The 17,219-nt window shown below is 65.5% G+C and carries 16 protein-coding genes; 5 read left to right on the plus strand and 11 right to left on the minus strand.

Annotation, left to right across the window (positions count from 1 at the left end; all coding sequences use genetic code 11):
* Positions 1-19: 19 nt before the first annotated feature.
* From PHA8399_RS08805 to PHA8399_RS08815, 3 genes are all read right to left on the minus strand, one after another.
* Positions 20-523 (minus strand): hypothetical protein, encoded by a 504-nt coding sequence (locus tag PHA8399_RS08805; protein WP_058285784.1) that lies wholly within the window; start codon positions 521-523, stop codon positions 20-22.
* A gap of 147 nt (positions 524-670) precedes the next feature.
* Positions 671-2,716, minus strand: coding sequence for an acetyl-CoA carboxylase biotin carboxylase subunit (locus PHA8399_RS08810; RefSeq protein ID WP_058285785.1), 2,046 nt, complete (start codon positions 2,714-2,716; stop codon positions 671-673).
* Between the two features lie 128 nt (positions 2,717-2,844).
* The gene (locus PHA8399_RS08815) at positions 2,845-3,048 is read right to left on the minus strand and encodes a hypothetical protein (protein WP_008555836.1); all 204 of its coding nucleotides are present in this window, start codon (positions 3,046-3,048) and stop codon (positions 2,845-2,847) included.
* A 677-nt stretch (positions 3,049-3,725) separates the two neighbouring features.
* On the opposite strand from PHA8399_RS08815, the gene PHA8399_RS08820 reads away from it, so the two are divergent.
* The gene (locus PHA8399_RS08820; protein ID WP_058285786.1) at positions 3,726-4,871 is read left to right on the plus strand and encodes a DcaP family trimeric outer membrane transporter; all 1,146 of its coding nucleotides are present in this window, start codon (positions 3,726-3,728) and stop codon (positions 4,869-4,871) included.
* A gap of 86 nt (positions 4,872-4,957) precedes the next feature.
* Here PHA8399_RS08820 and PHA8399_RS08825 read toward each other — a convergent pair whose 3' ends face one another.
* The 8 genes from PHA8399_RS08825 to PHA8399_RS08855 all read right to left on the minus strand — a co-directional run bounded on the left by PHA8399_RS08825 (position 4,958) and on the right by PHA8399_RS08855 (position 12,806).
* A complete protein-coding gene (locus PHA8399_RS08825) occupies positions 4,958-5,302 on the minus strand; it encodes a hypothetical protein (protein ID WP_058285787.1) in 345 nt (114 codons plus the stop codon).
* Between the two features lie 69 nt (positions 5,303-5,371).
* On the minus strand, positions 5,372-5,512 hold the full coding sequence (locus tag PHA8399_RS22645) for a hypothetical protein (RefSeq protein ID WP_008556504.1): 141 nt from the start codon (positions 5,510-5,512) through the stop codon (positions 5,372-5,374).
* A 214-nt stretch (positions 5,513-5,726) separates the two neighbouring features.
* Positions 5,727-6,230 (minus strand): DUF6497 family protein, encoded by a 504-nt coding sequence (locus PHA8399_RS08830; protein ID WP_058285788.1) that lies wholly within the window; start codon positions 6,228-6,230, stop codon positions 5,727-5,729.
* Entirely contained in the window at positions 6,227-6,655 is a 429-nt protein-coding gene (locus PHA8399_RS08835; protein ID WP_058285789.1) for a hypothetical protein, read from the minus strand. Before PHA8399_RS08835 ends, PHA8399_RS08830 begins: the two co-directional genes overlap by 4 nt.
* Positions 6,656-6,734: 79 nt before the next feature.
* Complete coding sequence (locus PHA8399_RS08840; protein ID WP_058285790.1) at positions 6,735-8,267, minus strand: acyl-CoA carboxylase subunit beta; 1,533 nt, start codon at positions 8,265-8,267, stop codon at positions 6,735-6,737.
* Positions 8,268-8,433: 166 nt separating this feature from the next.
* Entirely contained in the window at positions 8,434-9,642 is a 1,209-nt protein-coding gene (locus tag PHA8399_RS08845) for a hypothetical protein (RefSeq protein WP_058285791.1), read from the minus strand.
* Positions 9,643-9,651: 9 nt separating this feature from the next.
* A complete protein-coding gene (locus tag PHA8399_RS08850; protein ID WP_058285792.1) occupies positions 9,652-10,035 on the minus strand; it encodes a hypothetical protein in 384 nt (127 codons plus the stop codon).
* The gene (locus PHA8399_RS08855) at positions 10,032-12,806 is read right to left on the minus strand and encodes a hypothetical protein (RefSeq protein WP_058285793.1); all 2,775 of its coding nucleotides are present in this window, start codon (positions 12,804-12,806) and stop codon (positions 10,032-10,034) included. The genes PHA8399_RS08850 and PHA8399_RS08855 overlap by 4 nt, the downstream gene beginning before the upstream one ends.
* Before the next feature lie 181 nt (positions 12,807-12,987).
* Between PHA8399_RS08855 and PHA8399_RS08860 the strand changes: the two genes are divergently transcribed.
* The 4 genes from PHA8399_RS08860 to PHA8399_RS08875 all read left to right on the plus strand — a co-directional run bounded on the left by PHA8399_RS08860 (position 12,988) and on the right by PHA8399_RS08875 (position 17,196).
* On the plus strand, positions 12,988-14,199 hold the full coding sequence (locus tag PHA8399_RS08860) for a multidrug effflux MFS transporter (protein WP_058285794.1): 1,212 nt from the start codon (positions 12,988-12,990) through the stop codon (positions 14,197-14,199).
* A 75-nt stretch (positions 14,200-14,274) separates the two neighbouring features.
* A complete protein-coding gene (locus PHA8399_RS08865) occupies positions 14,275-15,663 on the plus strand; it encodes a helix-turn-helix domain-containing protein (RefSeq protein ID WP_058285795.1) in 1,389 nt (462 codons plus the stop codon).
* A gap of 45 nt (positions 15,664-15,708) precedes the next feature.
* Positions 15,709-16,536 (plus strand): patatin-like phospholipase family protein, encoded by an 828-nt coding sequence (locus tag PHA8399_RS08870; protein ID WP_058285796.1) that lies wholly within the window; start codon positions 15,709-15,711, stop codon positions 16,534-16,536.
* A gap of 201 nt (positions 16,537-16,737) precedes the next feature.
* Positions 16,738-17,196, plus strand: coding sequence for a c-type cytochrome (locus tag PHA8399_RS08875; RefSeq protein ID WP_058285797.1), 459 nt, complete (start codon positions 16,738-16,740; stop codon positions 17,194-17,196).
* Positions 17,197-17,219 lie beyond the last annotated feature (23 nt).

Raw genomic sequence — 17,219 nt, forward strand, 5'->3', positions numbered from 1 at the left:
GCCCGCCCCGCACGTCCGCTCAGCCGTTGCCGCGGACGTAGATCAGCGCCATTGCCTGTTTGTCCAAGACCACCATGGCGCCGGTTTCCGGCACGAAGACCAGGGTGGAGGCCGGATTGCGGATCGCCTGATAATACACCGATTTGACCAGATCGGTCATGCAGCTGAGCCCCGCCAGCCCGGAGTTCAGCACTTCCAGCCCCTGCGGCAGGTCGCGGGACATGATGTCCTCTGTCACCGCGTTGGGGGATTTGCCGGCCACGGCAAACATCACCGGCTCGCCGGTCTCCAGCATCGTCATGCCGGTGTTGAGCGAGCGGGCGCGTTTCACCAGCGAGGTGATGCGCGGGTTTTCCGCGGTGTGGAACACCGCTGCGGTGCAGCTCATCGAGCTTTGGAAGAAAAACGTCTCCCCCAGCTCCACCCAGGCGGACAGCTGGGCGCGCAGGGCCGCCTCCTTGTCCAGGGCACAGGCCGGCAGAAACGCCAGAGCGGTCAACAGGCAGGTCAGGAGACGGGTCATGCGGCACCTTGAGGTCGTCAAACCGCCGCAGTGTCGCAGAATTTTCTGAAGATTCGGTGCATGGCGCACCCTGTGCCGGGGCAGGCACGGCAGCAGGGGCGGGATAACCCGCTTGCCCGGCTGCATATGTGCCTGCCCCGAGATGCATTATTCGAATTCCATGATCACATCGTCGACCGCCAGGCTGTCGCCCGGCGCGGCGTTGATCTTGGACACCACGCCCTTGCGCTCGGCGCGCAGGATGTTTTCCATCTTCATGGCTTCGACGGTGCACAAGTTCTGGCCCTCCTGGACCTCCTGCCCCACTTCGACATCGACCTTCACAATGAGGCCGGGCATCGGGCAAAGCAGCAGTTTGGAGGTGTCGGGCGCGACCTTTTCCGGCATCAGCGCGGCCAGCTCGGCCTGGCGCGGGGTGCGCACCTTTACGGCCAAGTCGGCGCCGCGGGAGCGGATGCGGAAGCCCTGGGTCGCCTTGCCGGTCTTCAGCACCAGGGTCTCGCCGTTGACTTTCACGGTGGCCAGCTGGTCGCCCGGGGTCCAGTCGGAGGTGACACGGTAGCTGCCGCCGCCCTGGAAGTTCACCGTGGCGCCTTCGCGGTCGGCGTCGATGACCACGTCAAAGGACTGGCCCTGCAGGCTGACCACCCAGTCGGTGCCGACCTTGCGCTCGTGGTTGTCCATCCGGCCGGAGACGCGGGTGCGGCGGATTTCGGCAACCCGGTGCATCGCGGCGCAGGCGGCAGCGATCTTGCGCAGGTCGTCGCTGTGCAGTTCCACGCCCTCGAAGCCTTCCGGGTACTCCTCGGCGATGAAGGCGGTGGTCATGTCGCCGGAGATGAACTTCGGGTGGTCCATCACCGCCGACAGGAACGGCAGGTTGTGGCCGATGCCCTCCACCTCGAAGCTGTCCAGCGCGATCCGCATCGCGTCGATCGCCTCTTCGCGGGTCGGCGCCCAGGTGCAGAGCTTGGCGATCATCGGGTCGTAGTACATCGAGATCTCGCCGCCCTCATAGACGCCGGTGTCGTTGCGCACGGCGGTCTCGCCCGCAGGCGCATTGCCCTGCCACTTGCCGTTTTCCAGCATCGGCCCGGCAGCGGTTTCCTGCGGCGGGCGGTAGCGGGTCAGACGGCCGATGGAAGGCAGGAAGCCGCGGTAGGGATCTTCGGCATAGAGGCGGTTTTCAATCGCCCAGCCGGTGAGCTTCACATCTTCCTGGCGCAGCGGCAGTTCCGCGCCGGCGGCGACGCGGATCATCTGTTCCACCAGGTCGACGCCGGTGATCAGCTCCGTGACCGGGTGTTCCACCTGCAGGCGGGTGTTCATTTCCAGGAAGTAGAAGTTCTTGTCGCCATCGACGATGAATTCCACGGTGCCGGCAGAGGCATAGCCCACCGCCTTGGCCAGCGCGACGGCCTGTTCGCCCATCGCCTTGCGGGTGTCTTCGTCCAGGAACGGCGACGGCGCTTCTTCGACGACCTTCTGGTTGCGGCGCTGGATCGAGCATTCGCGCTCGCCCAGGTAGATGCCGTTACCGTGCGTGTCGCAGAGCACCTGGATTTCGATATGGCGCGGCTGGGTCACGAACTTCTCGATGAAGATCCGGTCGTCGCCAAAGGAGTTCGCCGCCTCGTTCTTGGAGGACTGGAAGCCTTCGCGGGCCTCTTCGTCGTTCCAGGCGATCCGCATCCCCTTGCCGCCGCCGCCGGCGGAGGCCTTGATCATCACCGGGTAGCCGATCTCATTCGAAATCTTCACCGCCTCGTCGGCATCGGCAATCAGGCCCATGTAGCCGGGCACGGTGGAGACGCCAGCCTCCTGGGCGATCTTCTTGGAGGTGATCTTGTCGCCCATGCTTTCAATCGAATTCACCGGCGGGCCGACAAAGGCGACGCCTTCGGCGGCCAGGGCCTCGGCGAATTTGGAGTTCTCGGACAGGAAGCCGTAGCCCGGATGCACCGCCTGGGCGCCGGTCTTGCGGATCGCCTCCATCACCTTGTCGATGACGATATAGGACTGGTTGGCCGGCGGCGGGCCGATGTGGACAGCCTCGTCGGCCATCTGCACATGCAGGGCCTGCTTGTCGGCGTCGGAGTAGATGGCAACGGTCTTGATGCCCATTTTCCGCGCGGTTTTGATCACGCGGCAGGCGATCTCGCCCCGGTTGGCGATCAGGATCTTATCAAACATAGGCAGTCCCTTGTTTCTTGGTATTCCGGAATGCAAAACGCCGCGCCCGGGGCAAGCCCAGGCACGGCGTCAGCGCGACAGGATGGCCGGCCCCGGCGGGGCGGCTGTTCAGAGCTGCGGCAGCAGCCTCAGCATTTGCGGGGGTTCTGTTCGCAGTAAACGAGGTTTGCGGCAACGCCGACAGCGGCGCCGGTGACCAGGTTGGCGTCGAGCAGGGCAGCGCCCGCCGCGCCCGCGCCGGCGCCGTAGACGACGCGCTCGCCGGTGGTGTCGCCACAGGCCGCCGCCAGGCCGCACAGCGAGAGCGCTGCGATAAGAGATTTTGCCCGCATGTCCATGTTCCTTCTTCCGGGGACGTGATTGTCCCGCCGGAATTTGCAGGCAACAGGGCGTTGCGCAACGGCGCAAATGCACCGCCCTCCAGTTGGGCGGAGGCTTGCCGCATCGGGGGGGTAGAACGGCAAGCTTCCGCCGCTGCCTGAAGGGGATAAAAGACGGGCAGGCCGCGGATGGGGTCGCGTACCTGCCCGTTCAGGCGAAGGGGCCGGAACAGATGCTCGGCACGGCAGCGTGGCTGCGCTGCCAGGTTCACGATGCACGCCCCGAAGGCTGCTGTAAGCCCCGGAATTCCAGCGCCGCGGATTTGGGCAAGTTCCCGCTGTTTCGCGAGACCCGTGTGCAAGTTCACGCCGACGTTACGGGCGGTTGCCGGACGGCTGCCGCGGGTGCGCATCAGCGGCGTCACATATCCGTGACGCAGGCGACGCTGCCGTGAACCGCGGCGGCTGCCGCGCAAGGCCGCGCGTGAACAGGCCCCCGTGCCGGGGACAGGATTCTGGTTGCCAGGCATGGCCTTGGGGAACGGGTTCACAAATCCGGCAGCAGAGCGTGAGTTTCCATCACCTTTAGCGGCGCTGTGGATCACGGCTGCTCTCTTTGATGTCACTTCCCCCTGTTTGACCTGCATGGGAGCCTTGAAGAACACCAAATAAGGAGGAGGGATAACCCCATGAAAAAAGTGCTCAAAGGGCATTTCACCCTGGCTGCTGCAGCCCTTGCCGGCAGTGCCGGGCTGGCGCAGGCGGACACCCAGTCCGACCTGCTGGACCTGCGGGCCCGCGTCGAGGCGCTGGAGGCGGAGAACCAGCAGGCCGGCGGCATCCCCGGCGATTTCCGGCTTGGCGGCACGTCGGTCGATATCTACGGCTATGTGAAGGCCGATTTCTTTTACGACTTCGACTTCATCCAGGGCGACAGCGCATTCGTGAACAACATCGGTGAACCGGTGAACGCCACCGATGGCAGGTTCGACGCAACCATCCGTCAAACGCGTCTGGGGATCCGCACCAGCACCCAAACCGGTATCGGCCTGCTTCAGGGCCAGCTTGAACTGGATCTCTTTGGCGGTTCTTCCAGCAGCCCGGAGCTGCGGGTGCGCCATGCCAATATCCAGATCGGCGACCACTGGCTGATCGGCCAGACCTGGACCAACTTCATGCCCATCGGCCAGTACCCGGCCTCGGTGGAATTCAACGGCCCGGTCGGCATCGCCTTCGCCCGCAGGCCGCAGGTGCGCTACAGCAACAGCTTCGGCAACGGGTTCGACTACAGCCTGTCGATCGAGGAAAGCGCGGTGCCGTCCGACGACCCGGTCTTCACCGCAGCGGTGCAGTACAGCAATGACGTGGTCACCGCCCGGATTGCCGGGCTGACCGGCAATGCCGTAAGCGGCGGCGTCGAGACGGACCAGACCGGCGTCACCCTGTCGGGGGCGATCACCCCGTGGAATGGCGGCCTGTTCCAGGCCACATATGTCACCGGCGAAGCGATCGGCCCGCTGCTGATCGGGCTTGGCGATGCCATCTCCGGCGGCCAGGCCAATGACGTCGACGGCTATACGCTGGAGTTCCGGCAGCAGATCAACGACCAATGGAACGTCGGCATCGCCTACGGGCGTGAAGATTACGATCTGCCGACCTCGACCGGCACGCTGTCGTTCACCGAGCTGGAGACCATCCACGTGAATGCGTTCTACAGCCCGGCCGACAACCTGACGTTCAGCGCCGAGTACATCTTTGGCGAGCGCAACGACACGATCTCCGGCAACAGTTTTGACGGCGACCGGATCCAGCTGGCGGTGCAGCTGGACTTCTGACCGGCGGGCCGCCCCGCAGCGCAAACCCCTGCCCCGCAAGCAGCCTTGCGGGGATGCGGGCGCGGTATGCGTGCGGGGCGCCTGCATCAGCTGAACGCCTCCGGGAAGGAGGCGCGTGCGACCGCCTCGTCAATGACCAGCAGCGCCTCATAGCTTTCGGGATCAAACGGATCTTCGGCGGGAACCACCTCGCGGCCGAACAGCCAGCTGAGGCGGCCTGCATCAAGGTTGCCGCGCTCGAACGGCTGGTCGCCGAAATGCTCCCACAGCGCCTGCATGAACGTCTGGTCGACACGCCTGTCGACGTGCTTGCGGTCGCGGAAGCGCTCGCGCCGGATCAGCGGCGTGACCCCTTTGGGGTTGGGGCGGCGGATGGTGAATTGGAAATCAGTGCCGGGCATACGGCCCGGGAACCCGCGGTGTTTCAGCATTTGGGTGCCTCCGGTCCGGCACCCCACGGGGCGGCGGGGGCCGGCCGCAGGGCCGGACCCCTGTAGGGATTAGTTGTACTTGCCGGTGAATTCTGGCTCTTGCGAGACCGGCTGCGGCTCAACCACGACGAACTCTTCTTCCTGCTGGGCGCAGGCGGTAACAGCGGCCAGCAGGCCGGCCAGGGCGATAAGCTTGATGCTCTTGGACATTTCTGTCTCCTGATAAAATTCGTGAAACCTGCGGGGGCTGCGCCCGCCGCATGCCTCAACCTCAATGCGAAGGCAGTCAAACAACTGCCCGTGCTGAGGATAGCCGGGTTTGCGGCCAAGTCACATCCAAATCGCGGCAAATGGCAGCGCTGTGGCTGCAATGCCGCAAGTTTTTGCCGATCTAAGCTTTGCCCCGCAAGATGTTGTGGACGCATCAGAAAGCCTCCCACATGCAGGCCGCGCCGTCGGGGCGGTAGGCCTCGAAGAACTGGGTCGCTTCCGGGTCCTGCGCGCCAAAGGGCAGCTCCCGGTCGGACAGCGATATCACCACCCGCGCAGCGGTCATCCCGTGTTCGGCCAGATAGGGCAGCGCCAGGCTGCCGCACAGATGGTCCATGTCGGGGGCCGCGGTGTCATAGCTGACGGTGCCGGTGCCGCGGGCGATCTGCGGCGCCAGGAAACGGAACCGCGCCCAGAGCTGCGGCGGCTGGCCCGGCTGGCCGGGCGCCTCGTCCAGCAGCACTTCTGCCAGGGTCACGAGCTGGCCCGAAGGCACGGCAATGGCGTCTGCGGCCAGCGCGGCCTGGGCAATGAGCGCAAAGGGGATGGCCGCCAGATATCCGCAGCCCCGGCCCCCGGTTTCCCGGGCTCCTCCGGCCGGAGCTGCAGGCGCTGCGCAAGTGGCGCGCGCTGTCTGATATCGGCTGGAGCGGATCATGACGCTGATTCGCCCTTCATGTCAATTTTTGCCGCGAATCTGTGCGAATCCTTCGCATCTGCCCGGGAATCACGCAGCGCGGCACCCTGCCGCCCGCCGGCATGGCGGACCCAGCGGGCCCGGCTGGACGCATTTTCCAGAACCTCAGCGATAAGCCCGGCGGCATTGGACGGCACCCGGCCCATCACCTGGCCGCCTGCCCGCACCCTGACTTCCTGCCCCTCGGCGGTGATTTCCACCACCGGGGAAAAGCCGCGCAAGGATTGCAGCTTACGCCACATGTCCTGACGGATCTGATGCGCCAGCCGCAGCGGGTCGCCCGCGGGCAGCGCAGTCACCGCCGCCACGTCGAAGCGCGCAGGCAGACGGCGCGACAGCGTCAGGCTGCTGTCCGTGCGGATGATATGCCAACGGCTGCGGGTCAAGCTCCCGGATCCCTCTTCTTCTGGCAAAAAATATCCTCGGGGGTGCGGGGGCAGACAGCCCCCGCTGAAACATCCGCGGTTACAGCGGAATGTTGTCGTGCTTCTTCCACGGGTTCTTCAGCTGCTTGCCCCGCAGAGAGGCAAAGGCGCGGCTGACCCGGCGGCGGGTGGACTGGGGCATGATCACCTCGTCGATGAAGCCGCGTTCGGCCGCCACGAAGGGGTTGGCGAAACGGTCTTCATATTCCGCGGTTTTCTGGGCGATCTTTTCGGGATCGTTCAGATCGGCGCGGTGGATGATCTCGGTGGCGCCCTTGGCGCCCATCACCGCAATCTCGGCGGTCGGCCAGGCATAGTTGAAGTCGCCGCGCAGGTGCTTGGAGGCCATCACGTCATAGGCACCGCCATAGGCCTTGCGGGTGATCACGGTGACCTTCGGCACGGTGGCTTCGCCATAGGCGAACAGCAGTTTTGCACCGTGCTTGATGACGCCGCCGTATTCCTGCGAGGTGCCCGGCAGGAAGCCCGGCACGTCGACGAAGGTCAGGATCGGGATCTCGAAACAGTCGCAGAAGCGCACGAAACGGGCGGCCTTGCGGCTGGAGTCGATGTCGAGGCAGCCGGCCAGCACCATCGGCTGGTTGGCGACGACGCCGACGGTCTGGCCTTCGAGACGGATGAAGCCGGTGATGATGTTCTTGGCGAAATCCTCCTGGATCTCGTAGAAGTCGCCCTCGTCCGCTACCTTGGTGATCAGCTCCTTCATGTCGTAGGGGCTGTTGGGGTTTTCCGGGATCAGGGTATCCAGGCTGCTCTCCAGGCGGCCCGGCTCATCAAAGAACGGGCGCACCGGCGGTTTTTCGCGGTTGTTGAGCGGCAGGAAGTCGACCAGGCGGCGGACTTCGGCCAGGGCTTCCACATCGTTTTCAAACGCACCGTCAGCGACGGAGGATTTCCGGGTGTGGGTGGAGGCGCCGCCCAGTTCCTCAGCCGTCACCACCTCGTTGGTCACGGTTTTCACCACGTCCGGGCCGGTCACGAACATGTAGGAGGTGTCCTTGACCATAAAGATGAAGTCGGTCATCGCCGGGGAGTAGACCGCGCCGCCGGCGCAAGGCCCCATGATGACGGAGATCTGCGGGATCACGCCGGAGGCCATGATGTTGCGCTGAAAAATTTCGGCGTAGCCTGCCAGGGCATCGACGCCTTCTTGGATGCGGGCGCCGCCGGAATCGTTGATGCCGATTACCGGCGCGCCGTTTTGCACCGCCATGTCCATGATCTTGCAGATCTTCTGGGCGTGGGTCGCGGAGACCGAACCGCCCAGCACGGTGAAATCCTGGGAGAAGACATAGACCTGGCGGCCGTTGATGGTGCCCCAGCCGGTGACCACGCCGTCCCCTGCGGGCTTGTTGTCTTCCATGCCGAAATCGGTGCAGCGGTGGCTGACGAACATGTCGAATTCTTCGAAGCTGTCCTCGTCCAGCAACAGCTCGATCCGTTCGCGGGCTGTCAGCTTGCCGCGCCCATGCTGTGCGTCGATGCGGCGCTGGCCGCCGCCCAGCCGCGCGTCTTCGCGGCGGTCTTCCAGCTCGGAAAGGATGTCTTTCATGGCACATGTCCCCTGTAGATGTCACCGGGACCATATATTGCGCAGGCGCCAAGCCAAAGGACATTATCGCAAATTTGCAAACCGTTAGCATACGTGGTTAGCAAATTTGAAAATCAGCAAAGTCAGGCGTCGGCGTCCGGCCCCGCGCCGCAGCCGGGCCGCCCTGTCAGGCGGCCTTGGCGATGTCCGCCATCTGCCGCAGGGCGCTGGTCAGCGGCGCCTTGACCGGGACGGAGACGCCAAAGGGGTTGTCTTCGACCATGGTGATCACCGGATCGTTCTTGAGGAACTTGAGATAGGCCGCGATCTGGGCCAGCAGCGCCTGCGCTGCGGCCTTGCGGGCCTCGCCGGTGGCGGATTTCATCTCGAACAGCGCCTTCATCAGGGCGGTCTGGTTGCCGTCGGTGACCCCGGCCAGCCCGGCGTCGGCGATCTGCGCCAGCACCGGGTGGTTCTGGGAGCGCAGCGCCGCCTGCAGCTCGGAGACGCCGCGGTCGACGTCTTCCTTGGCAGCCTGCCAAATCTCCATCACGTCTGCCTGCGGCGCCTCAGCCTCTGCCGGGGCGTCCAGCGCCTTGATCAGCGCCTTGAGGCCCGCTGCGGCGTCCGGCAGGGCGCCGGATTTGAGACTGGCGGCAATGGCGCGGGCCTGCTCGGCCAGCGGTGCGGCCTGCTCCGGCGGCAGGGTCTTGATCCGGGCCGCCTGCGCCGCTAGCAGCTTGCTGAGCTTGGCGGCCTGTCCGGATTGCGCCGGGGCCGGTTCGGGCTGCGCCTGAAGCTTGGCCAGCGCCGCCTCCAGCCGGTCGAGCCGGGCGGCGCAGCCGTCGTGATCGCCCTGCCCCAGCAGCTTGGCGCCAGCCTTGAGTTCCGGGGCGAGCCTGGCCGCGAGCTCAGGATTGCCCAGCGCTTTGACCGCCGCGGCGGCGGCGGTGACGCGCTGTTTCAGCGCGGCTGCCGCGCCCCCATCCGCCTGTGCCGGGGCGCTGGTTTCCAGCGCTTCCGCGTCGTCATCCGGCAGGCTGTCCTCGTCGATGATGCTGCCGTCAGGGCCGACCAGCACCGGCTTGAACTTGACCATGCCTTCGGTCTTGAAGCGCTTCTTCAGCTGCTTGACGATGCCCTTCAGCGGCTTTTCCGGCTGCAGGAAGACCTCGTTCTCCTCCACCCGCAGGGTGCCGAAACAGGTCTTCTTGATGCCCGGCATCTTCTTCATGTCGCCGCGCAGCACCTTGCCGGGCTTGCGCAGGTCGACCATCAGCCCGCAGTTTTCCGGCTTGCCCGCCAGGCCGAAGGCAAAGGGCAGTTCGTTGCCGCTGGCCTTGGACTTTTTCAGCAATTTCAGGACGGCATCGGAATCAAAAGCCTGGTCTGGCATGGTATCCTCCTAGCTGGCGCTGCCGGCGGCGGCGGCCCAGTCCTCTGCGCTCATATCAACAAACTCCAGATCCGCCTCATCGCCGGGATCTGACAGCGGCTGGCCGGGCCAGATCATCCCGTAGGCGCGGCGGAACAGCGCCTCAAGCTCCTGATCGCTGAACGGGTACTGCTGGCCTGCAAACTCGCCGATGCGGCCGCGCGGATTGGCGATCAGGGAATCCAGCGCCAGCCGCAGCCAGTCCAGGTTGCCCTCCTTGTGGGCGCGCCTGTGCATGGCGCGGATGTCGGCGTCGAACTGGGAGAGGTCAGCCATCGGATCGGGCGCGTTGACGGCCCGGCCCATGGTCAGCAGCCGCGTGTAGCCCGCGATCAGTTCCTTGCGGATTTTCATGGGATCATGTTCCCCGGATTGGCGTTGGTGTAGGTCTTGGTCTCATTGTCCCAGCCGTCGGCGACCGGGTATTGCTGCATCATCACCCAGCGGCCCGGGATCTTGGCCGGGGCGGCGCCGTGCCGCTCCTGGTATTTAGCGGCGTAATCGGCGTTGTCCTGCGGCTTCACCTCCGCATGGGCCGTGCCGGGGGCGGGATGGTCCGTGGTTTCGGCGGGCAGTTTCTCCGGCTCCCAGATGAAGTTCACATAGGCGCGGGTCAGGCCCTCGATCTCCTCGAAGGTTTCATAGGTCTTATCGGGGACCGGCTCGCCGTTGTCGTCCAGGCGCACGTGTTTCTTGTGGCCGACAAAGGCCTTGTCGATCGGGCGGCCGTGCTCGACGGTGCAGTCGAAGTTTTCCTCGGGCCAGTCGAGCGGGTCGCCGGAGACCGTCATTTCCGTATCGCCGATCTCGACGCCCTTGGCCTTGGCCGCCTGGGCCGCCAGTTCGCGGCCTGCCAGCCAGTCCTGCGGGCTGTGGAACTTGGAGGAGGCGCCGGTGTAGGAGCGTTCGTCATCTGTTTTCGCGTTCGGCGGCTTGCCGGTCTTGAGGCGCTGGATCAGGTCCTCGTCGCTGACGCCGGGGCCGTGGCGGTCCAGCGAGTGGCCTGCGTTGCTGTCCACGCCGTCCTTCGCCTCGCAGTCCTTCGCGGCTTCCTTGCAAAGCGCCTGCAGATCCGTGCGGATGCTGTCAAAGGCGGTTTTGGCCTTGGCGAAATCGGGTTTCTTAGCCTCATCCTCAGCTGCCGCAACCCGCTCCTTGAACGGTGTCAGCTTGCCGGCGTCCGTGCCGGCCCGTTCCAGGGCCTTGAGGATGCCCTGCACCTGGAAGCGGGCGGTTGCCATCGGCTTGACCTCCGCCAGCAGTTTCTGGTGGGCGTCCAGCATCAGGAAGGCGTCGCCGTAGTCCTTGTCACTGTCCGCCCGGTCCGTGGCGGTTTTCAGCGACTCGTCCAATTTGTCTTCGGCCGGTTTCAGATCGAGGTATTTCTTGGTCCGGCTGTGCTCTTTTTCGACCTTGGCCAGCTTGGCGCGGTAGTCCGCCATCGCCAGCACCAGGTCCATGTAATCGGTGCCGTCCAGCACCGCCTGCAACTCGCTGGCGGCCTTGGCGGGATCGCCGCCGCGGGCCGTCACCTCTGCGGTCTTGAGTGCCGCATCCAGCGGGCCGGTCAGCTCATCCGCATCGCCGGGCAGAACCGCCAGCAGATCTTCGGCAGCCTGCTTGGCCTCCAGATATGCCGGCATCGCACGCAGCAGCGCCAGCGCGCCGGGCACCGCGGCCACCGCCTCGGGGTATTTCTGCGCGGCTAGGGCATTGTTTACCGGCTGTTGGAAATCATACCCGGCAGCCGCCGGATAGCGCTGCAGGATCTGCGCCATCTCGCGCCGCTCATCCACGACCTTCATGAGCTGGAACAGCGCGTTGAGCTTGACGTGGTACTGCGGCGCGCCCGCGTCCTTGTCGAAGTTCCCGGCATCCGCCAGCGCTTTATGCGCGTCCCAGGTGGCGGTGAGGTCGGACAGCTCAGGGTCCGCCAGAACCTTCTTGAGCGCCTCGTATTTCTTCTCCAGCGCCTTCACGATCTGCTTGGAGCGGCTCTGGCGCATCAGCACGCGGTTCGCATTTTCCCAGACCTTCAAATCCGCCATCGCCCCGGCAGGGTCATTGGCGCCCTTGAACTTCTGCTTGGCATCGGCTGCGGCCAAGGCATCGCGGAACCCCTTGTCGGCCCTCAGCGACGCATCGAAGGTGCGCATGTAGCGGGCCAGCGCGCTGCGCTGCGGGGAGCTGTAGCCGATCAGCTCCTGCAGCAGCGCCTCGGCTTCGGTGAACTTCTGTTCCTTATAGGCCTTCTTCTTGGCGTTTTTCAGGTGGTTGCGGTAATCCTTGGCGTCCGGCACCATGCTGGACAGGATGAAGTCGCAGCGGTCGTGGGTGTTTGCCATGTAGTCCGCCAGCAGCGCGTCAAAGCTGAGCGCCTTGGCCAGATCGCCCTCGTCGCCGAGGTTGGCTTTCCAGCCCTCCAGCGCCGTTTTCGCCGCGCCGAAATCGCCGGTCTTGGAATGGCCTGCGGCGGTTTTCATCCTGGCGCTGCGGTCGGCCTCCGCGGTGTCCTTGGCGCCGCCGCTGAGCGCGGCAATCAGCGCCAGCGTGCCGCGGGTCCAGGTGTCGAAGAACAGGCCGTAGGTATTGGCGGCCGCTGCCTTGGCGGTGATGTCCTTGGCCGAGGCCTCCACCGCCTCGAAATCGGAAACCGTGACCGCGGCGGCCATCGCCTTGTGCGCGGCTTTGATCAGCCCTTCCAGATAGGTGAAAGCGCCCTGATCGAGACTGTCGCGCACCGACGCGCACTTGGCCTCAGCCGCGGCAAGGGCGGCTAGGGCCTTGTCCCTGGCCGCTGCGGTGGCGGTTTGCGCGGCGATCTGGCCGGACAGCTTTTGGATATCGCTGTCGATCTGATCGAAAGCATCCACGCCGCCGGCGCTGAGGATTTCCTTTTTCAGCGCCTTGCGCCCGCCCGCCAGGCTGCGCCGGGCGCCGGAGCTGAGCGCGGCAGGAATGGTGATCTTGGCCAGTTCCGCCAGCGCCGCCTTGCGCCGCAGGTCCAGATCCTCATCCCCGGGATCCGGCATATCCGGCATGGTCCAGGCCTTGACGGCATAAAACCGTTCGGCCCATTCGCGGATGGCCGGGTTGTTGGCAAGCGGATCCGGGGTAGTGGCCATGTATCACCTCAACACAACAAACGGGCGGCCCTGGGGAAATGCGCGGAAATACGCGCTGCCTGAGCAACCATAGGTGACGCCGAGAAATTCTTGCAAGGAACTTTTGACGCTGCGGCAGCTCTGTGCGCGGCTGCGCAGAGGATTGATGGACAACGCCGGCCGACTGCTCTAACCGGATGGTATGTCCACATATGATACCCGGGCCGCCGGCCAGCGGACGCCTCCGCGCATCTTCACCCTGATCCTGCTGGCAGGCCTGTCGGCGCTTGGCATGAACCTGCATCTGCCGTCGCTGGCGGGCATGTCGGAGTATTACGCGGTCGACTACCGGGTGATGCAGCTGTCGGTGGCGCTGTATCTGGCGGGCAATGCGGTGGTGCAGATCTTTGTCGGTCCGATTTCCGACCAGATGGGGCGGCGGCCGGTGATCCTGACCAGCATCGTGCTGTTCCTCCTGGCGACGCTGGGCTGCATCTATGCGCCGACGGCAGAGGTGTTCCTGATGTTCCGGGTGGCGCAGACGGCGGTTGCGGCCACCATGGTGCTGAGCCGCGCCGCGGTGCGCGATCTTTATGACACCAACGAGGCGGCCAGCATGATCGGCTATGTCACCATGGGCATGGCAATCGTGCCGATGATCGGCCCGGCGATCGGCGGCTTTCTGGATCAGTGGATGGGCTGGAAGGCCAATTTCTGGATGCTGTTCCTGGTCGGCGCGGCGACGCTTGTGATCACCTTCACCGATTTCGGCGAGACCGCGCACAAGAGCGGCAAGACGCTGGTGGCGCAGTTCCGCGAGTATCCCGAGCTGCTGCGCTCGCCGCGGTTCTGGGGCTATTCGCTGTCCTCGGGTCTCGCTTCGGGGGCGTTCTTTGCCTACCTGGGCGGCGCGCCTTTTGTCGGCACCGAGGTCTACGGGCTGAGCACGGCGGAACTGGGCGTTTACTTCTCCGCGCCTGCGGTGGGGTATTTTGCCGGCAACTTCATCTCCGGCCGCTACTCCATGCGGCTGGGGGTCAACCGCATGGTGCTGTGGGGCTGCGTGATCAACGGCGGCGGGGTGCTGCTGTCGCTGCTGATTGCGATGGCGGGCGCGGACAGCGTGTTCACCTTCTTTGGCCTCATGTGCTTTGTCGGCCTGGGCAACGGCATGGCGATCCCGAATGCCACCGCCGGCGCCATTTCCGTGCGGCCGCATCTGGCGGGCACGGCGTCGGGCCTTAGCGGCGCAATCATGATCGGCGCCGGTGCGGCGCTCAGCGCCTTTGCTGGGATGCTGCTGGTGCCCGGGTCGACGGCAGTGCCGCTGCTGGTGATCATGTTTGCCACTGCCGCCAGCGGTCTGATTGCGATCCTGCTGGTGGTCTGGCGGGAGCGGCAGATCGGCGCTTAAGCGCCGCCGCGGCCTTGCAGGCGCCCCTTTGCAATTATACTGTTCGCAGGAGTTCGATTTGCAAAGGCGCACCCCATGGCCACCCAGAAACTTTATGCCGGCGCCAAGCTGCGCGAGATGCGGCAGCGGCTGGAGCTGACGCAGAAGGATTTCGCCGCCAAGCTGGGCGTCTCCCTGCCCTATCTGAACCAGATGGAGAACAACAACCGCCCGGTGTCCACCACGGTGGTGCTGGCGCTGGCGCAGGAGTTCGGCATGGATGTGACCGAGCTGAGCGCGGGCGACAGCGAGCGGCTGGTCAGCGACATGCGCGAGGCGATGGCGGATCCGGTGTTTGCCGATGATGCGCCGCCGCTGGCCGACCTGAGGCTGACGGCCTCGAACGCGCCGGCGCTGGCGCGGGCCTTTCTGGCGCTGCACCGGGCCTACCGGCAGACCCATGAGCGGCTTGCCTCATTGGATGAGGCGCTGGGGCGGGAGGATGCGCGCATTCAGGCCAGCCCCTGGGAAGAGGTGCGCGATTTCTTCCATTACTGCGACAATTACATCGACGCGGTGGATCACGCGGCAGAACGGTTTGCCGCCACCAGCGACATCCGCGCCGCCGCCATTGCCGAGCTGGAGCGCGGCGGCATCACCGTCCGCCAGACCGAAATGGAGGGGCTGCGGCATTATGATGCCGGGGCGCAGGTGCTGAATCTCTCCAACCGCTCCGCGCCGCAGACGCAGCTGTTCCAGATGCTGCTGCAGGTGGCGCTGCTCAGGCAGAACACTTTGCTGGAGGCCACGCTGGACTTTGCAAAGTTCCAGAGCGAGGAAGCCCGCTCCATCGCCAAGATCGGGCTCGCCAACTATTTCGCGGGCGCGGCCCTGATGCCCTATGGCCGGTTTCTGGAGGCCGCGCAGGCCTGCCGCCATGACCTGGAGGTGCTGGCGATCCGGTTCGGCGCCTCGATCGAGCAGATTGCGCACCGGCTGTCGACAATGCAGCGGCCCGGCGCCAAGGGGGTGCCGTTCTTCTTCGTGCGGGTCGATCAGGCGGGCACCATCACCAAGCGGCATTCGGCCACGCGGCTGCAGTTTGCCCGGTTCGGCGGCGCCTGCCCCTTGTGGAACGTGCACCGGGCGTTTGAGACCCCGGGCCGGTTCCTGCGCCAGCTGGCGGAGACGCCGGACGGGGTGCGCTATATCTCGCTGGCGCGGGATGTGTCGAAACCGGGCGGGTCCTTCGGGGCGCCGGTCAGGCGCTATGCGATTGCGCTGGGGTGCGAGGTGCGCCACGCGGATGCGCTGGTCTATGCGGACGGACTGGATGTGAGCCAGGACAGCGCCTATGAGCCGATCGGCATCTCCTGCCGCATTTGCGAGCGCAAGGACTGCCACCAGCGCTCTGTCCCGCCGCTGGAGCGGCGGCTGACCATCAACACCGATCAGCGCGGCGTGCTGCCCTATGAGGTCAGCTGACGCCGCGGCTGGCCTGCAGCCGCCGCGCGCTTTAGGTTAGGGATCATGGCGGCATTTGAACAACTGGTCCTGTCCGGCGGTGGATGCCGCTGTTTCTGGCAGGGCGGCTTTCTGCACGTGGTGCAGGATGCGCTGCCGCTGCGACCTGTCCGGGTGACAGGGGTGTCCGGCGGCGCGCTGACGCTGGCCGGGTTCCTGGCGGGCCGCGGGGAGCGGGTGCTGGCAGAGATGAAGGACGCTTTCCGGAAGACAAGCAGCAACATCAGTTGGCACCAGACCGGCGAGGGCGGGCTGACCCCGCACCAGCGGGTCTATGGGGAGGTGGTTACCCGGGCGCTGGACGGCGATGCGATGGCGCAGGTGGCTGCCGGGCCGCAGGCGCAGATCCTGCTGGGCCATCCGCCATCGCACCGCTGGGCGCGGCTGACGGGCAGCCTGGCCACGCTGGCCTATGAGGCGGAGCTGCACCTGGTCGGCTCGCCGCATTTCAACTGGGCGGAGCGGCTGGGTGTCACCTCCAGCCTGGTGGACGCAAACGCCGCGGCGCGCGACGGCAGGCTAGCCGATCTGGTGCGGTTTGCCGCCACCATCCCGCCGGTGTTCGAGCCGCCGCGCTGGAACGGGCGGGCGGTGATCGACGGCGGCATGGCCGATCAGGCGCCGATGCCGGAACCCAACGAGGGGCGCACGCTGGTGCTGCTGACCCGCCGCTACAAGCGCCTGCCGGAGGTCGCGGGACGGCTGTATGTGGCGCCTGAGGAAGAAGTGCCCGCCGACAAGATCGACTTTACCGATCCGGCGAAAATCCAGGCGACCTGGGACGCCGGGCTGGCCGCGGGAGAGGCTTTTTTGCGGGACGCCGCCGCTGGCTGATCCACGGCTTCGAGCGCGTCACGGCGCGCGGGATTGATCTGCGTTATTGCAGCAGAGTTTTTGCGATGGAACACTGCATCTGTCAGGCACGGCCATACGCGGCCGCAGCAGTTCCGGCGTTCCCTGCGGGAGAGGGAAAAGCCGCGCCTGGGTGTCTCACGCTTTTGTTTGGTACGGGTATTTCTGGTTTGGGAGGATGACATGACTATTGCCAAGAAAATCGGGCGCAAGCTGCCCACGGCCGTTTACGCATGTGTTTCGCTGATTGCATTCGCAGGTCAGGGCAGTGCGTTTGATGAAGCTGCACAGGTGGCCTTGGGCCACACAGAATACATGGCGCAATGTGCATCCTGCCATGGCCCGAACGGCAAGGGGGACGGCCCCGTGGCCCAGGTGCTTGTGAACAAGCCGCCGGATCTTACGGCCATTTCGGCGCGCTACAGCGGCCAGTTCCCGGCCGATGACATTCAAGCGATAATCGATGGCCGGAACATGGTCAACCCGCACGGCGACCGCGGGATGCCGGTCTGGGGCAACCGTTACTTTGCCTTGGGCATGGAAAAGTCAAAGTCGGTTCCCCATGACGTCGATGCGCAGGCGCTTGCGTTCGGACGTGTGGCCGCGCTGGTGAAGTTCCTGCAGTCCATTCAGGCAGAATGACCGGCTGCGGCAGCCGCGGCGGG

It is taken from the genome of Leisingera aquaemixtae (assembly GCF_001458395.1).
In the GTDB taxonomy this organism is placed as follows: Bacteria; Pseudomonadota; Alphaproteobacteria; order Rhodobacterales; family Rhodobacteraceae; genus Leisingera; species Leisingera aquaemixtae.